Consider the following 18,828-nt stretch of genomic DNA (forward strand, 5'->3'; position numbering starts at 1 on the left):
AGCTTAATTCTGACCTAATCGTCAGCAATATAACCCTATTTAAGGTTACTTTACATATGCTTTAAACGCATCACTGTAATAGACCTTAAAACCTTGATCCTGCTTTTCAATCAGCATTATTGCTAAATTTTTCTCTTTAGCAAGTGCCAATGAAGCTTCGGTACCTAACACCATCATGGCGGTGGCATATCCATCTGCGGTCATACAACTAGAGTGTAGCACGGTTGCAGAGGCAAGTTTATGCTTAATAGGATATCCGTTACGAGGATCAATCAAATGTGAAAAACGCTCGCCGTCTTCTTCATAAAAGTTACGATAATCACCTGAAGTTGCTAACGACATAGTCCCAGGTTCAATCACTTGCTGTACGGCCAGGCCTTCGTCGGTCGGTTGTTCAACCGCAATACGCCATGCTATGCCATCTGCTTTGGTACCTTTAACATTTAATTCGCCACCAATTTCAACTAAATAACCACTGGCTTCATACTTATCTAAAATCGAGGCAATTTTATCAACGCCAAAACCTTTGGCAATAGACGATAAATCGACATATAAACCGGTATTGTGTTTGGTTAATGTGGTGCCATTGACAGCAAGCGCATTAATGCCCATTTTAGCTTTAGCTGCATCTATCTGTGTTTGGGTTGGTACTGAAGTGGGTCGCTTATCAGGTCCAAATCCCCACAAATTAACCACAGGTCCTAAAGTGATGTCTAACGCACCGCCGGTTTCTTGGTATAAACGTATGCCTTCATTAATCACTTTAAGCGTATCAGCTGACACTTTAACACTCTGCTGCACTTGCAATTGATTAAACTTCGACAATTCGGAATCATTGCGATAAGTCGACATCTGGTCGTTAACCACCTCTAACGCCATGTCGATTTCGGCTTGCAACAGTTGCGCTTCTGGCAGCTTATCGTTTGGCACAACTTTAATATGGTAAGTCGTCCCCATCGTGCTACCCGATAAGGCAATAACAGGCTCTGGTGTACTGCAAGCACTCACGCAAAAAAGCAATAAAGCGGTTAATAATAACTTGATAGCATTCACGGTCATTTCAAATTTACGCTGGTTAAATGAATAAAAAAAATTGCAGCCTGCAGACCTGTGTTTGACCACCCTGTCTGCATTGCTGCAATTTTCATGACTTACTTGTCAATGTAATGAGTTACCTCATTAGCCACCGAAATCATCGAGCAAGATGTTTTCGTCTTCAACGCCTAAGTCTTTTAGCATCCCAATCACGGCTGCGTTCATCATTGGAGGTCCACACATGTAGAACTCACAATCTTCTGGTGCATCGTGGTCACGTAAGTAGTTTTCGTACAATACGTTATGGATAAAGCCTGTGTAACCGGTCCAGTTATCTTCCGCTTGCGGATCAGATAATGCTACATGCCACTTAAAGTTATCATTTTCAGCCGCTAAGCCGTCAAAGTCTTCTACGTAGAACATCTCACGTTTAGAACGGGCACCGTACCAGAAGCTCATTTTACGTTTTGATTTAAGACGCTTTAATTGGTCAAAAATGTGTGAACGCATTGGCGCCATACCAGCACCACCACCAATAAAGATCATCTCTGCATCGGTATCTTTAGCGAAGAACTCACCAAATGGACCAGAAATTGTCACTTTATCGCCAGCTGTTAAGCTCCAAATGTACGAAGACATTTTACCACAAGGTAGGGTTAAGTTACGTGGCGGTGGCGTAGCGATACGCACGTTCAACATAATAATCCCAAACTCTTCTGGGTAGTTAGCCATTGAGTATGCACGAATAGTTTCTTCGTCAACTTTAGACTCTAACTTAAAGAAGCCAAAGTGTTCCCAGTCGCCACGGTATTTTTCAGGTACTTCAAACTCAGCATACTTAACATGGTGAGCGGGTGCTTCAATCTGAATATAACCACCGGCGCGGAAAGGCACAGATTCGCCATCAGGGATTTGTAGCTTAAGTTCTTTAATGAACGTCGCTTTGTTATCATTAGAGATAACTTCACATTCCCATTTTTTGATGCCGAAGATCTCTTCGTCAAGTTCGATTTCCATATCAGATTTAACGTTAACCTGACAAGATAAACGACACCCTTGACGTGCTTCACCTTTACTAATGTGATCAAGCTCAGTTGGTAGAATATCGCCACCACCTGATTTAATGTGTACACGACACTGACCACATGAGCCACCGCCGCCACACGCACTTGATACGAAAATACCATTGTCTGCTAATACGCCAAGTAACTTGCCGCCTGCACCTGTTTTAATTGCTTTATCTGTGTCGCCGTTGATACCAATGATGATATCACCGCTTGCTACTAATTTTGATTTAGCGAATAAAATCACTAATACCAATACTAATACAATCACAGTAAACATACTCACACCTAGATATACATCTATTGGAGTAGATTCAAGAATACCCATTCACTTATCCTTAAAGGTTCAAATTAATGCGTCGTCTCAATGTTCTTCTTAAAGAGAAACACCAGAGAATGACATGAAACCTAGAGCCATAAGACCAGCAGTAACGAAGGTAATACCTAAGCCACGTAAGCCATTTGGCACGTCAGAATATTTCATCTTTTCGCGAATACCGGCTAGCAATACAATTGCTAATGCCCAACCAATACCAGAGCCGATACCAAATACCACGCTCTCGCCTAGGTTGTAATCACGTTCTACCATGAAAGACACTGCACCAAAAATCGCACAGTTCACGGTAATCAAAGGTAAGAAAATACCTAACGCGTTGTACAAAGGAGGGAAATATTTGTCTAACGCCATTTCCAAAATTTGCACAAGTGCTGCGATCACACCGATAAAGGTGATGAACTTCAAGAAGCTCAAATCAGCATCTGGAATACCGGCCCAAGCTAACGCGCCAGGAGCAAGTAAACCTTGATAAATAATTTGGTTAGCAGGAACCGAGATAGCCAATACCACGATAACTGCAACACCTAGGCCCATCGCAGTTGTCACTTTTTTAGACACTGCTAAAAAAGTACACATACCTAGGAAGAACGCTAGCGCCATGTTTTCAATGAAAACGGAGCGAATTAATAAACTAATATAATGTTCCATTGCGTTTATCCTTTTGCTTCTACTTGCTCTGGCTTATACGTACGGAGCAACCAGATCAGACCACCAATCAAGAAGAACGCACTTGGTGGTAACAGTAATAAGCCGTTAGGCTGATACCAACCACCGTCAGAGATTTTACTGAGGATTTCTACGCCGAATAATGAACCATTACCAAATAATTCACGAATAAAGCCTACCGACAACAAGATTGCACCGTAACCTAAACCGTTACCGATACCATCCATAAAACTCATCAAAGGAGGCGTTTTCATTGCATAAGCTTCAGCACGACCCATTACAATACAGTTAGTAATGATCAAACCAACGAATACCGATAACTGTTTAGAAATCGAATAAGCATAAGCTTGTAGCACTTGGTCAACGACGATTACCAAAGAGGCAATAATCGTCATCTGCACAATAATACGTACACTGCTTGGAATATGATTACGAATAAGTGAGATAAACAGGTTAGAAAACGCTGTTACCGCAGTTAGTGCAATGGTCATTACCAACGCTGTTTCCAGCTTAGTAGTAACAGCAAGCGCACTACATACACCCAAAATTTGCAATGCAATTGGGTTGTTATTGATAATCGGTCCAGTTAGAACCTGTTTAAGTTCTTTAACGTCAGCCATTAGCTTACCCCTCCGTTGCGTGCTTTAGCGATAAAGCTTGCAAAGCCTTCTTTACCTAACCAAAATTGCAATGAATGTTGTACGCCGTTACTGGTTAATGTTGCACCAGATAATGCATCCACACCGTAAACAGTGCTCGCCACTGCAGGGTTCTTCGTTACATTGATAGCCAAGTCGCCTTGTTCATCAAATAACTTTTTACCTTTCCACAATGCTTTCCATTTAGGATTTTCAACTTCACCACCTAAACCCGGAGTTTCAGCTTGGTCATAATAAACTAAGCCTTGAATCGTGTTTAAGTCAGCTTCTAATGCTAAAAATGCATACATGGTCGACCATAAGCCGTAACCGTGAACAGGTAAAATAACACTGGTCAATTTACCTGCGTCGTCACGTACTAAGTACACAACAGCTTTGTCAGCAACACGCTTGATTGAAGCAATGTCGTTTTCAGGAATTGTTGAGGTTGTCATGTCACGCGACGCTTTACGTTGATCGTAAGCGTTAGCATCACCTTCTACAAACTCACCTGTTTTTAGGTCAACTAAACGTGCTTCAACATACTGGTTATATTTGCTCAGAATGTCTTGTTTAGTAACGTCACCTTCTTTGGTGTCAATAAGGCTTGCTGCTTCGAGAATATACTTTTGCTTATCAAGTAGCTTATTTTCTTGCTGAGTTGGTTTTAAAACAACCGCCGCAGTCGATACAAGCACAGAACAGATAAGACATAAGCCGACAACAACAAATAGCGTTCTACCGAACGAATCTTTATTACTAGCCACGAGCAATCCTCCGCTTGATATTTGCCTGAACTACAAAATGGTCAAATAAAGGTGCAAATAAGTTAGCGAATAAAATAGCTAACATCATACCTTCAGGGAATGCAGGGTTTATCACACGGATAAACACTACCATTGCACCGATTAAGAAACCGTATGCCCATTTAGCAGTATTAGTGAACGACGCAGAAACGGGGTCTGTCGCCATAAACATCATACCGAAAGCAAAACCACCTAACACTAAATGCCAGTGCCAAGGCATTGCAAACATTGGGTTAGTATCACTACCAACAACGTTTAACAATGTTGCAATCGCAACCATACCGAGCATTACACCACCCACGATGCGCCATGACGCAATACGGGTATAGATAATAACAAGGCCACCTAGCAAAATAGCAAACGTCGACACTTCACCAACAGAACCAGGAATAAAGCCCATAAAGGCATCTATCCAGTTTGCATTAGAGGTATAGTCAAAAGCACCTTGTGCTGCTTGGCTCAATGCTGTTGCACCAGAATAACCGTCTGCAACCACCCAAGAGGTGTCGCCAGACATGCTTAATGGGTAAGCAAAGAACAAGAATGCACGGCCCGCTAACGCAGGGTTTAAGAAGTTACGACCTGTACCGCCGAAGATTTCTTTTGCGACAACCACACCAAAGGTGATACCTAATGCGACCATCCATAACGGAATAGTTGCCGGCAAGGTTAAGGCAAAGAGTACAGATGTTACGAAGAAACCTTCGTTAACTTCATGACCACGCACCGAGGCAAAGAGTACTTCCCAAAAACCGCCGACAATAAACGTGACGGCGTATATCGGTAGGAAGAAACAGGCACCATAAAACATTAATGATGCTATGCCAGAGTCCGCAGCAAGCTGCGCACCAAATAGTTCAAATAAACCAACTTGCCAAACGTCAGGGGTACCGAAACCGGCAGCCATAGCGATTTGAGCTTGTAAACCTACGTTGTACATACCAAAAAACATTGCTGGGAATGTACACGCCCAAACCGTAATCATCATACGCTTTAGGTCAAGGTTATCGCGAACATGGGTTTTACCATGGTTCACTTTACCTGGAGTATAGAAAACAGTAGCTGCGGCTTCATAAAGCGCATACCACTTTTCGTATTTACCGCCTTTTTCAAATTGCGGTTCAATACGCTCGATAAAATCTTTCAAGCTCATTAGCCTTCCCTCTCGATCGTATCTAGACAGTCACGTAAATATGAAGCGTAGTCATATTTACCTGGACATACGAACGTGCACAATGCCAAATCTTCTTCGTCTAACTCTAATGCGCCTAAACGAGCTGCGCCATCAAAGTCCCCAGAGACAAGGTCACGAAGTAGCATGGTAGCTAAAATATCTAAAGGCATCACACGTTCATAGTTACCAATTGGCACCATTGCACGGTCTGAGCCGCCCGTACTGGTCGTCATGTTAAACAGACGAGATGGGCTTAAGTGACCTAAGAATGCACGTGTAATAGAGAATTTATCTGAACCAGGCATTGCCCAACCAAACAATTCTTTCTCATTGCCTTCTTCTAGTACACTTACCTGCTGATGGTAGCGACCTAAATAAGCATGAGGTCCTACTGCCGTACGGCCATTTAATACCGAACCTGATACGATACGAACACTTTCACCTACTGTTTCATCAGCAGTAAGTTCAGTCATGCTTGCACCCAATACAGTACGGACTAAGCGAGGTTGTTTTGCTTTAGGACCACCAATAGCCACTACACGCTCAGTGTTTAACACACCTTGAGTGAACAGTTGGCCAATCGCAATCACATCTTGATAACCTACATGCCATACACTACGAGTAGCAGAAGCAGAAAGAACATGATGAATGTGTGTACCCACTAAACCTGCTGGATGTTTTCCGGCAAATTCTTCAACTTGGGCATTGGCTGCAGGGATATCAGCACCTGGCGCTTTACATAGGTAAACTTTACCTTCAGTTAATCGTGCTAATACCTTAAGGCCGTTAGCAAAATCGTCTTTATGTTGAGCGATGACTACCACAGGATCGGCAGCAAGAGGTTGAGTATCAATTGCAGTAACGAAAATACCTGCTGTAGTAGCATCTACGGCTGGCACTTTACTGAAAGGGCGTGTACGCAAAGCAGTCCACAAACCTGATTCAATCAGATTGTCACGAACGGCTTGTACGTCTAACGTGTCTAATTTCTCTGCTTCATATTGAGCAAAAGCAACGCAATCGTCACCTTCTACAGCAATAACAACAGATTGAAGTACACGTCTTGCACCTCGGTTGATTTCTAATATAGTACCACTGGCTAAAGCCGTATATTTAACGCCTAAATTCTTTTTATCTTCAAAAAGAACCTGGCCTTTTTGTACTTTATCGCCCACTTTGATTTTCATCGTTGGACGTAAGCCAATATACTCTTCACCCAAAGTAGCTACATGTCTAATGGCTGGGCCATTATGGATAACTTGCTCTGGTCCGCCTGCTATAGGCAGTTCCAATCCTTTCTTAATTGTAATCATATCCACAAGCACTACGTTTGAAGGAAAGACAATGCGCCACGTTCCGCTACAAAAACAAAGTATTAACAAATACTTGCCATTTGAGCTAGCGCAGATTTAACACGGAAATGCGATCGCAATCACGCTGGTCGCGCGCATTTTACCGTAAATATGAGACTATCGCCACGAAAATAATAGGTGTTTTCAAACCAATACCTTTGTCTAACGACAGAATTTAACTTAATCCAACTGAATAACAACACCGTACAAAACAGCAACGACTGTATTACGATTTGACATACTATAGCATTAATAATTATAGAAATAATTTTATCTAATTTGTTCGCGCATAAAAAAACAGCAGCTCAAGCAAGATGTGCTCAGGCTGCTGCCATTAATAATAGACTAAGACTAATTGATAACTAAAAACGCGCCTGGTAACCCAAATAAGCGCTCATTTCTGATTGAGCCTGTAAACCCGCTAGGGTGCGTTTTGCAACAAGCTCTTCATCCAATACGTTTTCAACTCTTAAATACACTTCATGTTGTTTAGTCACGCGATAGCTCGCCGTTAAATCAACTTTCCATTGGCTGTCGATTGGCTCAATAGCGACAAGGTTGCCTTCATATTCTAATTCTGATTGGAACAGCGCCTGTGCAATCACAGACACATCACCCATTACCACACCAGAGCTGAAGCTAAACTGCTGCTTAGGTACCCAGGGTAATTGGCTGTCGCCGTCAAAGCAGCCATTAGTATTTGAACAATATCCAATATCTGTTTCGGCTTGGGTGTACTGATATTTTGCTTTAAATGGAATCGAAAAACTGTCAAACGCTAGGCTATACTCAGCCGATAAGTCGATGCCTGTCACCGTCACATCTTCGATGTTTTCTTGCAATGCAATTTGCTCGTAATTGCAAATCATGCCAAACATACAACCAATATGTTGGTTATCATAATCATGCATATATGCCGTCATTGCCAATGCCAAAGCATCTTGCTTATACGCCACAGCCAATTGATATTGCAATGCTTCTTGAGCAGTTTGTTCGATATTGCCGGCTGATGCAGCGGTCCAGGCCTGTTTGGCTTGTAGTGCGGCAGACCAGGCGCCTTGAGTATAAGCAACCTCAATTGAAGGAGTCCAACCATCGTCTGAAAAATCAGCTTCCGCAAGGTCATAGTCATCGTTAACATCTCGAGACACACTCACATGCTCATAACCTAATCCTAGGTTAATCGACCACTGACCATAATTTAATTGAGCATCAACCGCAGACGAGAATGCTGACGCATCATCTTTATAGACCACCAACGCATCTTTATCTGTTGCAGAGCTCAATGATAGATCGTTATTCCAAAGCCAATCTTGTTGCCCAAGCTCCATTTCAGCTTTATCGGTATGGTAACGAGCACTATAAGTCACTTGATGTTGACCTTGCATGCTAACGCCTTTGGTTTGTACGCCAAAACCGGCAAAATCGTTATCTTGGGCTAACGCACCTAAGTTCATGCCATCCGCTGTTGGCGCGATTTCAAATGCTGCAATCTCACCAAGCAATACGGTGTTAATCATTTCGCCATCAACAAACAACATATTTGCTGTTTTTTGTGAATAGGTTTGGTAATAAAAATCGGTGTCGACCGTGGATGTCTCCGACAGAAGCAGCTTATGGGCTAACACATAACGCTGACGTTCGCCGTCGGTAAAATCGATATTCGCTGCGGCATAGCGCTGATTTGGGGCAACAGAAAAATCATTATTTGTTAAACCTAAAGTGCCTTGCTCAGCATCTTGGCTAGAATACTGGTAACTGAACTCTGTTGATTGCTTATTACGTGCACCCGGTAAACTGTCAGCACCGATTTTGAACATGATATCTTTTTGGGTTGCATCGGCATCGCGAGCTAGCTCATAACCCACATCATCTGATGCTGATTGATAATCTACAGCCAACAACATGCCAAATTCTTTAGTCGTACCACTAATAATCACACCACCGCTGTAGTCGGCATCATCATTCATTTCAACATTAAATTCGCCAGCGTATTTTTTCTCATTAATCGCCACCGATTGATATTCTAGCTTACCAAATGCGGCTTCAGAGCCGTCTACCACACTGGTCATGCTCGATAACGTCACACTTTGCTGTTGTTGCAAATTAGGCTGTAATACTAGGTTTTGACCGGAATAAGGTGCAGGCGAAAAGAAGATACCGTCTTGTAATACAGCCACACCATCTGATACACCACGGTGCATTAACTCAACATTGGCGTTTGGTGATGTCGGCAATACCGTTACCCCGGTTAATCCTAACGCAATATCACTTTGGCGATAATGAAAAGCCTTCTGTGTCGATTGTTGTAAATCAATCTGGTTATTTGCCTTATCAATTGATTCTGTGACCGTCTCGGCAAACGCCTGAGTTGAATGGCAGGCAAATAACACCGCGGCGGCAATTACCGACAGGCAAAATGGGTGGTTAGACATGATTATCTCCGTATATGTGTCTGGTCGAGCTAAGTTGAAATTGTATGTATTATTATGCTCGATACAATAACGGTTTCAGTGACATAAAAACAGCATACTGATAACGTTTCATCAATATTATCGGGGTTTATTGACAAAAAAAGCGGCCTAAGCCGCTTTTCATATGTGTAGAGATAAGTTTAGAGGTTACCTAAAATCTCATCACTCAGTTTTAAGTCATCATTTCGATTGACGCTCACACCAGCTGCAATAATCATGCGAGCAATATCTTGCGCTTCTGTTAAAGAGTGCATTTCATAAGTACCACATTGGTATTCGTTAAGCTCTGGAATGTCTTTTTGCTCAACCACGTTGGTGACATCACTCATCGCAGCTAACCATGCATCGGCCACCATGCGCTCAGAAGGTTGACCAATTAGACTCATGTAAAAGCCTGTGCGACAACCCATTGGTGAGATATCGATAATTTCTACACCAGCACCGTTTAAATGATCGCGCATAAAACCGGCAAATAAATGCTCAAGGGTATGGATACCACGTTCACTTAATATGTCTTTATTCGGCGCGCAAAAACGCAAATCAAAAACGGTAATCGCATCACCGCTTGGGGTGCTCATGTGTTTTGCAACACGAACCGCTGGAGCATTCATACGAGTATGATCTACGGTAAAACTGTCTAATAAAGGCATTGCTCTCTCCCAGAATATAAAATAATTTTGATACTGTATGATCTAGACACAACATGATCTAAACACTGTACGATCTCTAAACACTATACGATCTAATGTCGAAATAGTATCACTAATCAATTTTTGTCACAGCGGGTATTGATATCATTTTATTCATGATAATTCAGTGCGTCTTCGGTATAACGAAAATAACGTTTAACCGCAGTTTCATTGGCTAAATAAGCCTGTAAGACTTTAGCAAACAGAGGATCTTTTGTGGCTTCTTGCGCTAACACATCATCTCGGGCTTGTTTTAATGCTAATAACACAGAAGAAGGAAACGGTTTAATCTCAACACTGTGCTCATCAATCAATGCATTCATTGCGGCAATATGACCTTGAGTATAATCGTCTAACATATCTTGATTCACTGCGCGCGCAGCCACTTTTACGATGGCTTGTAAATCGGGTGCCAATGCAGCAAAAGCTTGTTTATTAATTAAAAACTCCATGGTTGAACCAGGCTCATGCCAACCAGGGTAATAATAATATTTAGCGACCTGATTTAACCCTAAAGGTAAATCATTATATGGCCCTACCCATTCAGCCGCATCGATTGCGCCAGTTTGTAATGCGCCATAAAGCTCGCGGCCAGCAAGTTCGTCAACAGGAATACCACCAAGCTTTTTTAAGACCTCACCACCAATGCCGGGCAAACGCATTTTAAGCCCTTTAATGTCTTCTGGGGAATGAATAATCCGATTAAACCAGCCGCCCATTTGCATTCCGGTATTGCCACCCGCTAACGGTAAAACCCCAAACGGTTGATACACTTCTTCCCACAGTGCCATACCACCACCGTAGTGCAACCATGCATTCATTTGTTGTGCATTTAATCCAAAAGGGATCGACGAAAAAAACTGTGCGGCAGGTGCTTTGCCCTTCCAATAATAAGCAGCACTGTGTGCCATTTGAACCGTGCCTTGACTGACACCATCAAAGACAGACAAGGCCGGCATGAGCTCACCAGCGCCATAAACATCGATTGATAACCGACCATTAGACATTTGCTCGACTAATTGTGCAAAACGCTCGGGAGCCATGCCTAATCCAGCAAGGTTTTTAGGCCAAGATGTCGCTAAACGCCATTTAATTGCTTGATAAGGTACTGCAGGTGATTGCACTTCTGCCTGAGGCGTTTGCACCTCAGGTTGGCAACCTAACAGTAAAGTGAGCCCAATTAACCAGCAGGTCTGTTTCACCTTACCCATGAAGATATCCTTAATTTTCAAACATAATTAAGGTTTACTCTAACATAACCATAACAAGTGACAATGATTGTCATGCAATAAAAAACCTCACACAGAGGCGAGGTTTTTTCGTTTAACGTATTGAATAAGTTTATGCTTTTGCCCGCTAAATATTGTCGTGCTAATGCTCAACCACTCACAGCAAAAATGACAGTAAAGGCGGCTTAACCTTTGCAGTTAGGCGTTTTAGGCACTTCATCTAATGCCTGCCATTCTGTTTCGGTATATACATTTATCGATAATGCATGCACACCATTGGCTAACTCATCCGCTAAGGCTTGGTTAACTAAACGATGGCGGGCAAGTAAACGTTGTTCGTTAAACTGGTCACTTACAACAACCACTTTAAAATGGGTTTCTGAGTTGGGCGGCACGTGATGACGATTACTTTCGTTAACCACCTCAAGATGCACGGGCGCAAAGGCTTGACTCAATTTATCTGTAATGATTTGTTCGACAGACATAGTGATACTCTTGTTAATTCATATCAATGAAATCGCAGGGTACTGGTTTGCACATTAAAGGTCAAACAAGCAGCGTAAAACTCACTGTTGGAGCACAACTTTTACTCAACTCTTATTTGGCTCACACATCCTCACGCCGTTGGCCAGTCAGCCATATCCACAGTATCAATACTCGGGTTATTGCTGCCCTCACCTTGTTGTAAGGCTTCGCTGCCTAGCCATGCGGCAATAAAGTGGCCAAGAGGGTCGTAAGTTTGCTGTTGTTTGGCAAGATTAAACCGTCTGGAACCTCGAGGATCGGCACCCACACCGGCCAAATATTGCCAATTCCCCCAATTGACTGCCACGTCATAGTCGATCAGTTGTTGCTGAAAATATGCTGCACCATAGCGCCAATCACATTGCAACTCATGGATCAAACAGCTGGCGACAATTTGCCTACCACGGTTAGACATGTAACCGGTGTTATTTAATTGTTTCATTAATGCATTAACCAGAGCAAATGGCGTGGTTGCGGTTTTCCAGGCTTGCAATCGTTGTGCATAAAAACTGGTTAACGGCTTTTTGCCGCTAATCCCAGAAAAACGAAATATTGTGCGATTAAATTTATGGCTATACCAATGAAAATACTCTCGCCACAATAACTCATATTCTATCCATTGGCTTGAGTCGTTGGCACCATGCTCTGATTCAAATTGTCGCAATGCCGATACGACTTGGCGTGCCGATAAACAACCATTGGCTAACCATGGCGAAAACTTTGTTGAGTGTTCCCACCCATCGAGTTCGTTACGCACAACTTTATAACTGTGGGCCAAATTAGAGGCAAAATAACTGTCTAATTGCAACGCACCTTGAGCCTCGCCGCCACAAAATACATTACTCATCATGTGAGTTTGAGGGAGCCATTTGGGGTACCGTAACCAATCCTGCAACAGCCTATCTTGTGATTGCAACGGGATCATTGGTGGCAGCCAAGAAACCGCATCACTGGCCGCAGTAATATCAATACCCTCAAGCTGTTTACGAAATTGACTGAATGTCGCTGGGAGCGCATTTAAATCAAAAGGCAATTGCGCTAAATTAAATAAGGTTTGAGTCGTTACGGTTGAAAATTCAATGCCTGCACTATCGCTGCATTTCTGCTGAATAACCTGCCATGCCGCTTGCTCATCCGTACCGCTGTGATGGCTTCGATAAACTCGCGTAATACCATGTATATCAATAATGTGAGGCAAGCAATCTTGCGCCCGAGCATAAACGATGTGAAGTTGTTGGCCATATTGATTGAGGGAGTCATCTAAATCCTGCAGTGACTCAAGTAAAAAGCGCAATCGGTGCTTTCCTACATAGTCGGCTTGATATTGAACACTACGAAACCACTGCGGATCAATACAATACACCATCATAAGTTGCTGTGCATTCTTGGCTATATCGGCAAATATAGCGTTATCGGCTATGCGTAAATCATCGCCAAGCCAATAGAGCGCATTAACATTCTGATGTGGCGTTGTGATGCCACCGGTAGAAGAAGTCTTAACATTTACTTTTATCATTTATTGCACCACTGCAAGGTGTTCTCATACCTGTTTAGTACGTAAACATGGCACAGTAAGGTTCAATAAAAGCTTTTTGCTTAGCAGTGTTGTGACAACACTGACTTAGCGATAGTAATGAGGGATAACATGCCTAAAAGTAAAATTAATTCTTGGCTCGGTTACTTTAAGTCGTTTAGGCAAAGCATGTTGCCAGTGCTGTTGCATACCTGGATGCATAATCAACAAATCACCTGACTCCAGTGCATATTTTACTTTAGTTTGCGTCTCTTTATGGCGCACAACAAAATCTCGGCAAGCACCCAATGTGACAGATGCAATCGCAGAACGAGTCACAATCTCTGGCTCATCATCACTGTGCCATCCCATACAATCATGCCCATCAGCGTAGCGATTTACTAACACTGAATTGCTTTGTATTTGATGATCGCTCAACAGCTTTTGTCGTAACCGACTTAATACTTGGGGCCAGGGTAATGCGCTAATGTGCAATTTAGAATAATGATAATCGCAGCCCACATCGCCAAACCACGCTTGCGTTCGTGGAATAAGATGTTGTTTACCATACACTTCAATCGCGACTTTTTCTAAAGGATAGTGAGCCACCTCATTAAGCAACAACTCTTGCTGTTTAGCGGATAAGAAGCCTTTAACCCAAGTGACGGGTGGATTGATTTGATGAGCAATTTGATGGCCCATAATGACGTTATCGGCATCGAGAGCTAACTCGGTATGTGGCCCATCAAAATCAAACCCCTTTTGCAAACCTGACACCATTTCTCCTATTGACGCTATTGTGTTAAAACCAGCGCTTTATTTTAGCCATCCATAAACCCGAAACTGCAATTAGCGCCATTAAGATCAATACTGCAAAATAGCCATAAGACCATTTGAGCTCTGGCATATTGTCAAAGTTCATCCCATAAATACCCGCGATGACCGTTAACGGCAAAAATATAGCCGTGACTAAGGTTAATGTCATCATCACCCGGTTGGTTTTATGTGCGCTCACAGAAATAAAGCCATTAATTAAGCCGCTGACTAGGCCTAGGTATAAACTGGCACGGCTCGATAAACGCTCGAACTGGTTATATAAATAACTCAACTGTGAGTAATCAAATCCAATGTGTTGTTGACCATCATCGCCTAACAGTTGTTGTAGCAATTCTTCATGATAGCTAAACGAGCGTTTAGCCTTTTGTAATTTACTGCTGTATGCCATTAATTCAGCGAGCAAATCATCGCTTGAGGCATCAAAAATCTCGTCTTCAATATCATTAAGGCGTTCTTCTAACGCCAACATCACCGCTAAATAATCGATCACAATTTGCCGCATAATAGCAAAACACACCGAGCTCATTTCAGGCGCAACTATCGCGTTACTGTCAATCAATTGTTGGGTGACTTTGCTGACACTAATAGACGGTTTGAGGTGCTGTGTAATCAAAAACTGACTATTCACATGCATTAGCAAATGACTTCTATCGAGTAATAAATAATTCTCGCGCTCCATCAGCTCGTGAGTGAGCAGATAAGCGTGATCACTGTAGGCCTCTATTTGTGGCGGATGACGCTCACGATGCGCGTCTTCAAAATCAAGATTATCAATACCAAACTGAGGGTGTTCGTTAAAGAAAGCGTGATTATTAGGACCGCTAATATCAATCCAAATAAGATGTAGATTAGGATCGTATTGCGCCATTAAGCTGTCATCGCCATGCGACAACAAATGACCTTGAGTATCGAATAATAAAATGTGAATTGTCATAATTGACTCGTGTTCAAACAGCACTAAAGCCAAGTAAACTAGCTGGCCAATTCCTGAGGTTCGCCCTCTTCTATCACCGTTTTAATTTGTTGAAAATGGCTATTTACCCACGCACTGCTAATGGGGCCCCAAGTCGAAATTCGATAATGCCCTTCATTATGTCGCTGACCTTGCTGGATAAAATCAACCTTAATACCAATATCAGCAAACGCAGTTATGGCATCTTGTAAGGTTCGTCTTGGCATACCTGTTAATTTTTGCAAGCTCAACAAGTTATGCTGTTCTTCATCAAGTAAATGCGCTAAATACAATTTCCGCAAAAAAGCCTTTTGCGATTTATTGACCTCGTTAAGCTCAGAAAACATCATGATAACGCCTTATAAATAATACCACTTAATCTGAAATTACTGCATGTGTCGCCTTGCTTGCAAGTTATATCAACGGTTGAGGCCTAATCAATAGGCAAAAACCACTTGAGATAAACATTTACAACCTGTTAGTCGCTAATTGCCATTAAAACATGGCAATATAATATGGACGGTAACAAAGGAATAACATAATAATGAAAATGGAACCAACAGAAAAAAGCCCTCAATTATCAACAAAAATCTCCTCGACATTGAATGAGCCCGAAGTTGAATTAATCCATTATCAACATGGCCCTAGCTTAACGCAGGCGCAATATATTCCTTTAGCCACGTTACCCTTAACAGCTGTCGATGCGAATTACCCCAAATTGCTACTCATTATCAGTGTTGCCATCGCGATATTCATCACCCTCGCCATTACCATTTTTGGTCTCGTGAATCCCGATATTCCAACGAGCGTGACATTATCAATATTGCCTAGTTATGCATTGCTGGCCTTAATTATCATTAAACTGATTCATCTTAAAGCCAAGCGGATCGCCTATGGCGTATTTGAGCACGAGTTAGTGTTACGTGAAGGTCTATTTTGGATCTCGACAACCGCATTACCTTATACCCGCTTACAACATGTTAATTTATCCCAGGGGCCGCTTGAGCGCAGATATAACTTGGTGTCATTAAAATGCTTTAGCGCAGGCAGTGGCGTAGCAGAAATAGATTTACCCGGATTAAATGCCGAACTGGCTGAACATATACGTCAGCACCTGTTAGTTAAGGCGGCATCGAACCACCAGCCTGTAACTGAACCGCATGAGAATGACAGCAATAGTTCATTAGAAAATGACACTCAAGCCAACGAAGATTTGGAGCATCAACTCACCACGTCTAAAGTCGAAACATCCGTTGAGGACACTCCTCATGGATGAGTCGCCAAAAACACCTCAACCGATAAAACAACCTGATGTTATAGAGGCCGCTACGACTCAGCAGCACAGCAGTGATGATCTCGCCAATCAACTCAAAGACTGGCAGGCCTTGTCACCCTGGTCGATTATTACTTATATTTTTAGCACCCTAAAAGGCATTCTCAGTAACGGGTTTGCTGTAATCCCTTTAGTGTATACGGGTTGGAAACAAGGCTTTGATGCGCAATGGTTTATCCTGGCGCTAAGTGCAATCATCATCCTTGTGAGCATTGCTGCCACCATTGAGTGGCGTAAATTCCGCTTCCGTTTAAATGGCGAACAACTCGAGGTAAAGCGTGGGCTATTTTTTACTAAAAAAGATGAAATCCCACTCACCCGCATTCAAAACATTCGTTATGAGCAGCCTTTTTATTTTAAACCCTTGTCGTTAGGCACCTTAGTTATTGAAACCGCAGGTTCCAAAAAAGATGAAGCACAGCTTGCCGCCTTAGATACACAACAAGCACAAACACTTAAGCGTTTATTACTCAAGCTAAAACAATCAGAGGATCCACTTAACCACTCGGCTCAAACAACAGATGCCTCACTGGCAAAAACAGCGCATACAGAGGCGTTAGACTCGCAACCGATCGCTCGTAAATCGTTTGGTGATTTATTGCTGTTTGGCTTTTACCATAATAACTTTATTTGGTTTGCGGTGATTGCTGGTCCAGTCCTTGGCCAGCTCAATGTAGACAAGGTATTTGATTCGCCATTAGCCAAGCAGTTCTGGTTATGGATAGAGAGCCAAACTCACCAAAACATCGGCTTACAAAGCTTGTTCTTTATCATGGGTTTACTCTTTTTATACGGATTGTTTTCACTTATATCGATTATTGCTGCTGTGTTGAAATATTACCCATACAAGCTCGACCGGCACGACGATACCCTTCAGCGCAGCGGCGGGGTAATTTCACATCAACAAGATGCTTTGGCCATTAAACGGGTACAACTTATCCATGCTCAACAGCCGGTATTGGCACGTTTATTTAAACGCTGGACCTTGTATTTTAAACAAGTCAAAGGTCAGGAGGTTGAGCAAAAAACCAAGCAACATATGCTTATCCCCAGTGTTAAACCAAACGAAGTCGAATCGATTTTAACAGCCATGCCCAATCTCAGTGGTGGCGCTGGCGCTTTACCTCGTCATTACACCCATATTCACATTAATTGGTTTACAAGGCGGATCATGCTGCCACTTGCTATCGCCATATTACTGTCGGTTATAGCTTGGTTCGATGGTCGCAATTTGAGCTACTTTGAAACGACATGGTTGATAACCTCCATCGTCATTGGAGTCATCTATTTACGCTATCGACATTGGGGATATGTGCTTGAAGATAAGGTGGTTTGGCAGCATACAGGTTTGTTAGGCAGGCAATGGAAACGCATTGCGTTTGACAAAGTTCAGCATGTAAAAATAACCCAAACACAGGGGCAAAAGCGTTCAAAACTTGCTTATGTCGAAGTGGGCCTTGCCAGTGGCAGTATCGTGTTTCCCTATGTCCCAACCGACATTGCTGAGCAGATCATTTCACGCTCGTTACATGCTGTGAATCGTAATACCCAAAACTGGATTTAGCCTCAGATGACCCACACAAACAAAGTTGTCTAGGCCATTACAAACAGACACAATCTAGACGAGATTACAAATGCTACCAGTTACCTATCCTGATCACTGGTCACTGGTCACTGGTCACTGGTCACTGGTCAGCATTGTTAATCAACCAGGCTCAAGCAGCTAAAGGTTACTTGACCACTAACACCGGGCATTTCGCTTTGTTAGCCACTTCTTCAGCCACATTATCATGTAAAAAGTGCGCAAGACCTGTGCGACCATGACTGGCGATAACCACCATGCCAATTTCATCGCTATTGGCTTCAGCCAAAATTTCGGTCACGGCATCACCACGACGGATCACCGTTTCGACCTTTAAATCGGTTTTTAGCTGAGCTAATAATTCATGCATTTGCTTAGCGGCAGCATCTTCCATAGTTTTAGACAACTCTTCGGGCGTAATGGCGAGCACCATATAATTTTCGTCACCAAGAGGTTGATCAACCACATTCAAAATACGAATTCCCACATTGTACAAATTTGCCATTTCAATCGCATATCGTAGCGCATGTGACGCCGTATCAGAAAAATCGGTAGGCCATAAAATATTACGTGTACGCATGTTGTTATCCTCCCGTACGTGAACAGCTTATGAGTGAAGTAA

General features: G+C 42.6%; 18 protein-coding genes. 2 read left to right on the forward strand and 16 right to left on the reverse strand.

The genetic code is table 11. The features are described 5' to 3' along the window. Nucleotides 1–45: 45 nt before the first annotated feature. From AC19MX_RS02985 to AC19MX_RS03055, 15 genes are all read right to left on the reverse strand, one after another. Complete coding sequence (locus tag AC19MX_RS02985; RefSeq protein WP_432399059.1) at nt 46–1,059, reverse strand: FAD:protein FMN transferase; 1,014 nt, start codon at nt 1,057–1,059, stop codon at nt 46–48. 120 nt (nt 1,060–1,179) lie between these two features. Further along, a complete protein-coding gene (nqrF, locus tag AC19MX_RS02990) occupies nt 1,180–2,427 on the reverse strand; it encodes an NADH:ubiquinone reductase (Na(+)-transporting) subunit F (RefSeq protein WP_188954155.1) in 1,248 nt (415 codons plus the stop codon). Between the two features lie 48 nt (nt 2,428–2,475). Continuing rightward, nucleotides 2,476–3,084, reverse strand: a complete 609-nt coding sequence (nqrE, locus tag AC19MX_RS02995) for an NADH:ubiquinone reductase (Na(+)-transporting) subunit E (protein WP_188954153.1) — start codon at nt 3,082–3,084, stop codon at nt 2,476–2,478. A 5-nt stretch (nt 3,085–3,089) separates the two neighbouring features. Continuing rightward, nucleotides 3,090–3,722: an NADH:ubiquinone reductase (Na(+)-transporting) subunit D gene (locus tag AC19MX_RS03000; protein ID WP_188954151.1), complete on the reverse strand. Its 633-nt coding sequence runs from the start codon at nt 3,720–3,722 to the stop codon at nt 3,090–3,092. Then, nucleotides 3,722–4,507 (reverse strand): Na(+)-translocating NADH-quinone reductase subunit C, encoded by a 786-nt coding sequence (locus tag AC19MX_RS03005; protein ID WP_432399060.1) that lies wholly within the window; start codon nt 4,505–4,507, stop codon nt 3,722–3,724. Before AC19MX_RS03005 ends, AC19MX_RS03000 begins: the two co-directional genes overlap by 1 nt. Beyond that, entirely contained in the window at nt 4,500–5,699 is a 1,200-nt protein-coding gene (locus AC19MX_RS03010; RefSeq protein ID WP_432399061.1) for an NADH:ubiquinone reductase (Na(+)-transporting) subunit B, read from the reverse strand. The genes AC19MX_RS03005 and AC19MX_RS03010 overlap by 8 nt, the downstream gene beginning before the upstream one ends. Then, a complete protein-coding gene (locus AC19MX_RS03015) occupies nt 5,699–7,033 on the reverse strand; it encodes a Na(+)-translocating NADH-quinone reductase subunit A (protein WP_432399062.1) in 1,335 nt (444 codons plus the stop codon). Before AC19MX_RS03015 ends, AC19MX_RS03010 begins: the two co-directional genes overlap by 1 nt. Before the next feature lie 401 nt (nt 7,034–7,434). Next, nucleotides 7,435–9,507, reverse strand: a complete 2,073-nt coding sequence (locus AC19MX_RS03020) for a TonB-dependent receptor domain-containing protein (protein WP_432399063.1) — start codon at nt 9,505–9,507, stop codon at nt 7,435–7,437. 179 nt (nt 9,508–9,686) lie between these two features. Next, the gene (luxS, locus tag AC19MX_RS03025) at nt 9,687–10,196 is read right to left on the reverse strand and encodes an S-ribosylhomocysteine lyase (protein ID WP_432399064.1); all 510 of its coding nucleotides are present in this window, start codon (nt 10,194–10,196) and stop codon (nt 9,687–9,689) included. A 149-nt stretch (nt 10,197–10,345) separates the two neighbouring features. After that, nucleotides 10,346–11,446, reverse strand: a complete 1,101-nt coding sequence (locus tag AC19MX_RS03030; RefSeq protein WP_432399066.1) for a TRAP transporter substrate-binding protein — start codon at nt 11,444–11,446, stop codon at nt 10,346–10,348. 203 nt (nt 11,447–11,649) lie between these two features. Next, entirely contained in the window at nt 11,650–11,949 is a 300-nt protein-coding gene (locus tag AC19MX_RS03035) for a BolA family protein (protein ID WP_432399067.1), read from the reverse strand. A gap of 131 nt (nt 11,950–12,080) precedes the next feature. Beyond that, nucleotides 12,081–13,505: a DASH family cryptochrome gene (locus tag AC19MX_RS03040; RefSeq protein WP_432399068.1), complete on the reverse strand. Its 1,425-nt coding sequence runs from the start codon at nt 13,503–13,505 to the stop codon at nt 12,081–12,083. 105 nt (nt 13,506–13,610) lie between these two features. Beyond that, nucleotides 13,611–14,204, reverse strand: coding sequence for an alpha-ketoglutarate-dependent dioxygenase AlkB family protein (locus AC19MX_RS03045; RefSeq protein ID WP_432399210.1), 594 nt, complete (start codon nt 14,202–14,204; stop codon nt 13,611–13,613). A gap of 100 nt (nt 14,205–14,304) precedes the next feature. Further along, a complete protein-coding gene (locus tag AC19MX_RS03050; RefSeq protein ID WP_498296464.1) occupies nt 14,305–15,273 on the reverse strand; it encodes a magnesium transporter CorA family protein in 969 nt (322 codons plus the stop codon). A gap of 38 nt (nt 15,274–15,311) precedes the next feature. Then, nucleotides 15,312–15,641, reverse strand: a complete 330-nt coding sequence (locus tag AC19MX_RS03055) for a winged helix-turn-helix domain-containing protein (RefSeq protein ID WP_432399070.1) — start codon at nt 15,639–15,641, stop codon at nt 15,312–15,314. Nucleotides 15,642–15,835: 194 nt separating this feature from the next. Between AC19MX_RS03055 and AC19MX_RS03060 the strand changes: the two genes are divergently transcribed. Both AC19MX_RS03060 and AC19MX_RS03065 read left to right on the forward strand, forming a co-directional pair. Next, nucleotides 15,836–16,567: a PH domain-containing protein gene (locus AC19MX_RS03060; protein ID WP_432399071.1), complete on the forward strand. Its 732-nt coding sequence runs from the start codon at nt 15,836–15,838 to the stop codon at nt 16,565–16,567. Continuing rightward, nucleotides 16,560–18,188, forward strand: a complete 1,629-nt coding sequence (locus AC19MX_RS03065; RefSeq protein ID WP_432399073.1) for a PH domain-containing protein — start codon at nt 16,560–16,562, stop codon at nt 18,186–18,188. Before AC19MX_RS03060 ends, AC19MX_RS03065 begins: the two co-directional genes overlap by 8 nt. A 166-nt stretch (nt 18,189–18,354) precedes the next feature. Here AC19MX_RS03065 and AC19MX_RS03070 read toward each other — a convergent pair whose 3' ends face one another. Beyond that, nucleotides 18,355–18,786 (reverse strand): universal stress protein, encoded by a 432-nt coding sequence (locus AC19MX_RS03070; protein ID WP_432399074.1) that lies wholly within the window; start codon nt 18,784–18,786, stop codon nt 18,355–18,357. Between the last annotated feature and the right edge of the window lie 42 nt (nt 18,787–18,828).

It is taken from the genome of Shewanella sp. MF05956 (assembly GCF_059758055.1).

What these genes read in the sequence shown, in the direction of transcription:
- AC19MX_RS02985 (WP_432399059.1), bottom strand. Translation starts at nt 1,059, where the DNA reads ATGACCGTGAATGCTATCAAGTTATTATTAACCGCTTTATTGCTTTTT.
- nqrF (WP_188954155.1), bottom strand. Translation starts at nt 2,427, where the DNA reads ATGGGTATTCTTGAATCTACTCCAATAGATGTATATCTAGGTGTGAGT.
- AC19MX_RS03030 (WP_432399066.1), bottom strand. Translation starts at nt 11,446, where the DNA reads ATGGGTAAGGTGAAACAGACCTGCTGGTTAATTGGGCTCACTTTACTG.
- AC19MX_RS03045 (WP_432399210.1), bottom strand. Translation starts at nt 14,204, where the DNA reads ATGGGCCATCAAATTGCTCATCAAATCAATCCACCCGTCACTTGGGTT.
- AC19MX_RS03040 (WP_432399068.1), bottom strand. Translation starts at nt 13,505, where the DNA reads ATGATAAAAGTAAATGTTAAGACTTCTTCTACCGGTGGCATCACAACG.
- AC19MX_RS03015 (WP_432399062.1), bottom strand. Translation starts at nt 7,033, where the DNA reads ATGATTACAATTAAGAAAGGATTGGAACTGCCTATAGCAGGCGGACCA.
- AC19MX_RS03065 (WP_432399073.1), top strand. Translation starts at nt 16,560, where the DNA reads ATGGATGAGTCGCCAAAAACACCTCAACCGATAAAACAACCTGATGTT.
- AC19MX_RS03020 (WP_432399063.1), bottom strand. Translation starts at nt 9,507, where the DNA reads ATGTCTAACCACCCATTTTGCCTGTCGGTAATTGCCGCCGCGGTGTTA.
- luxS (WP_432399064.1), bottom strand. Translation starts at nt 10,196, where the DNA reads ATGCCTTTATTAGACAGTTTTACCGTAGATCATACTCGTATGAATGCT.
- AC19MX_RS03070 (WP_432399074.1), bottom strand. Translation starts at nt 18,786, where the DNA reads ATGCGTACACGTAATATTTTATGGCCTACCGATTTTTCTGATACGGCG.
- AC19MX_RS03060 (WP_432399071.1), top strand. Translation starts at nt 15,836, where the DNA reads ATGAAAATGGAACCAACAGAAAAAAGCCCTCAATTATCAACAAAAATC.
- AC19MX_RS03050 (WP_498296464.1), bottom strand. Translation starts at nt 15,273, where the DNA reads ATGACAATTCACATTTTATTATTCGATACTCAAGGTCATTTGTTGTCG.
- AC19MX_RS03000 (WP_188954151.1), bottom strand. Translation starts at nt 3,722, where the DNA reads ATGGCTGACGTTAAAGAACTTAAACAGGTTCTAACTGGACCGATTATC.
- AC19MX_RS03055 (WP_432399070.1), bottom strand. Translation starts at nt 15,641, where the DNA reads ATGATGTTTTCTGAGCTTAACGAGGTCAATAAATCGCAAAAGGCTTTT.
- nqrE (WP_188954153.1), bottom strand. Translation starts at nt 3,084, where the DNA reads ATGGAACATTATATTAGTTTATTAATTCGCTCCGTTTTCATTGAAAAC.
- AC19MX_RS03010 (WP_432399061.1), bottom strand. Translation starts at nt 5,699, where the DNA reads ATGAGCTTGAAAGATTTTATCGAGCGTATTGAACCGCAATTTGAAAAA.
- AC19MX_RS03035 (WP_432399067.1), bottom strand. Translation starts at nt 11,949, where the DNA reads ATGTCTGTCGAACAAATCATTACAGATAAATTGAGTCAAGCCTTTGCG.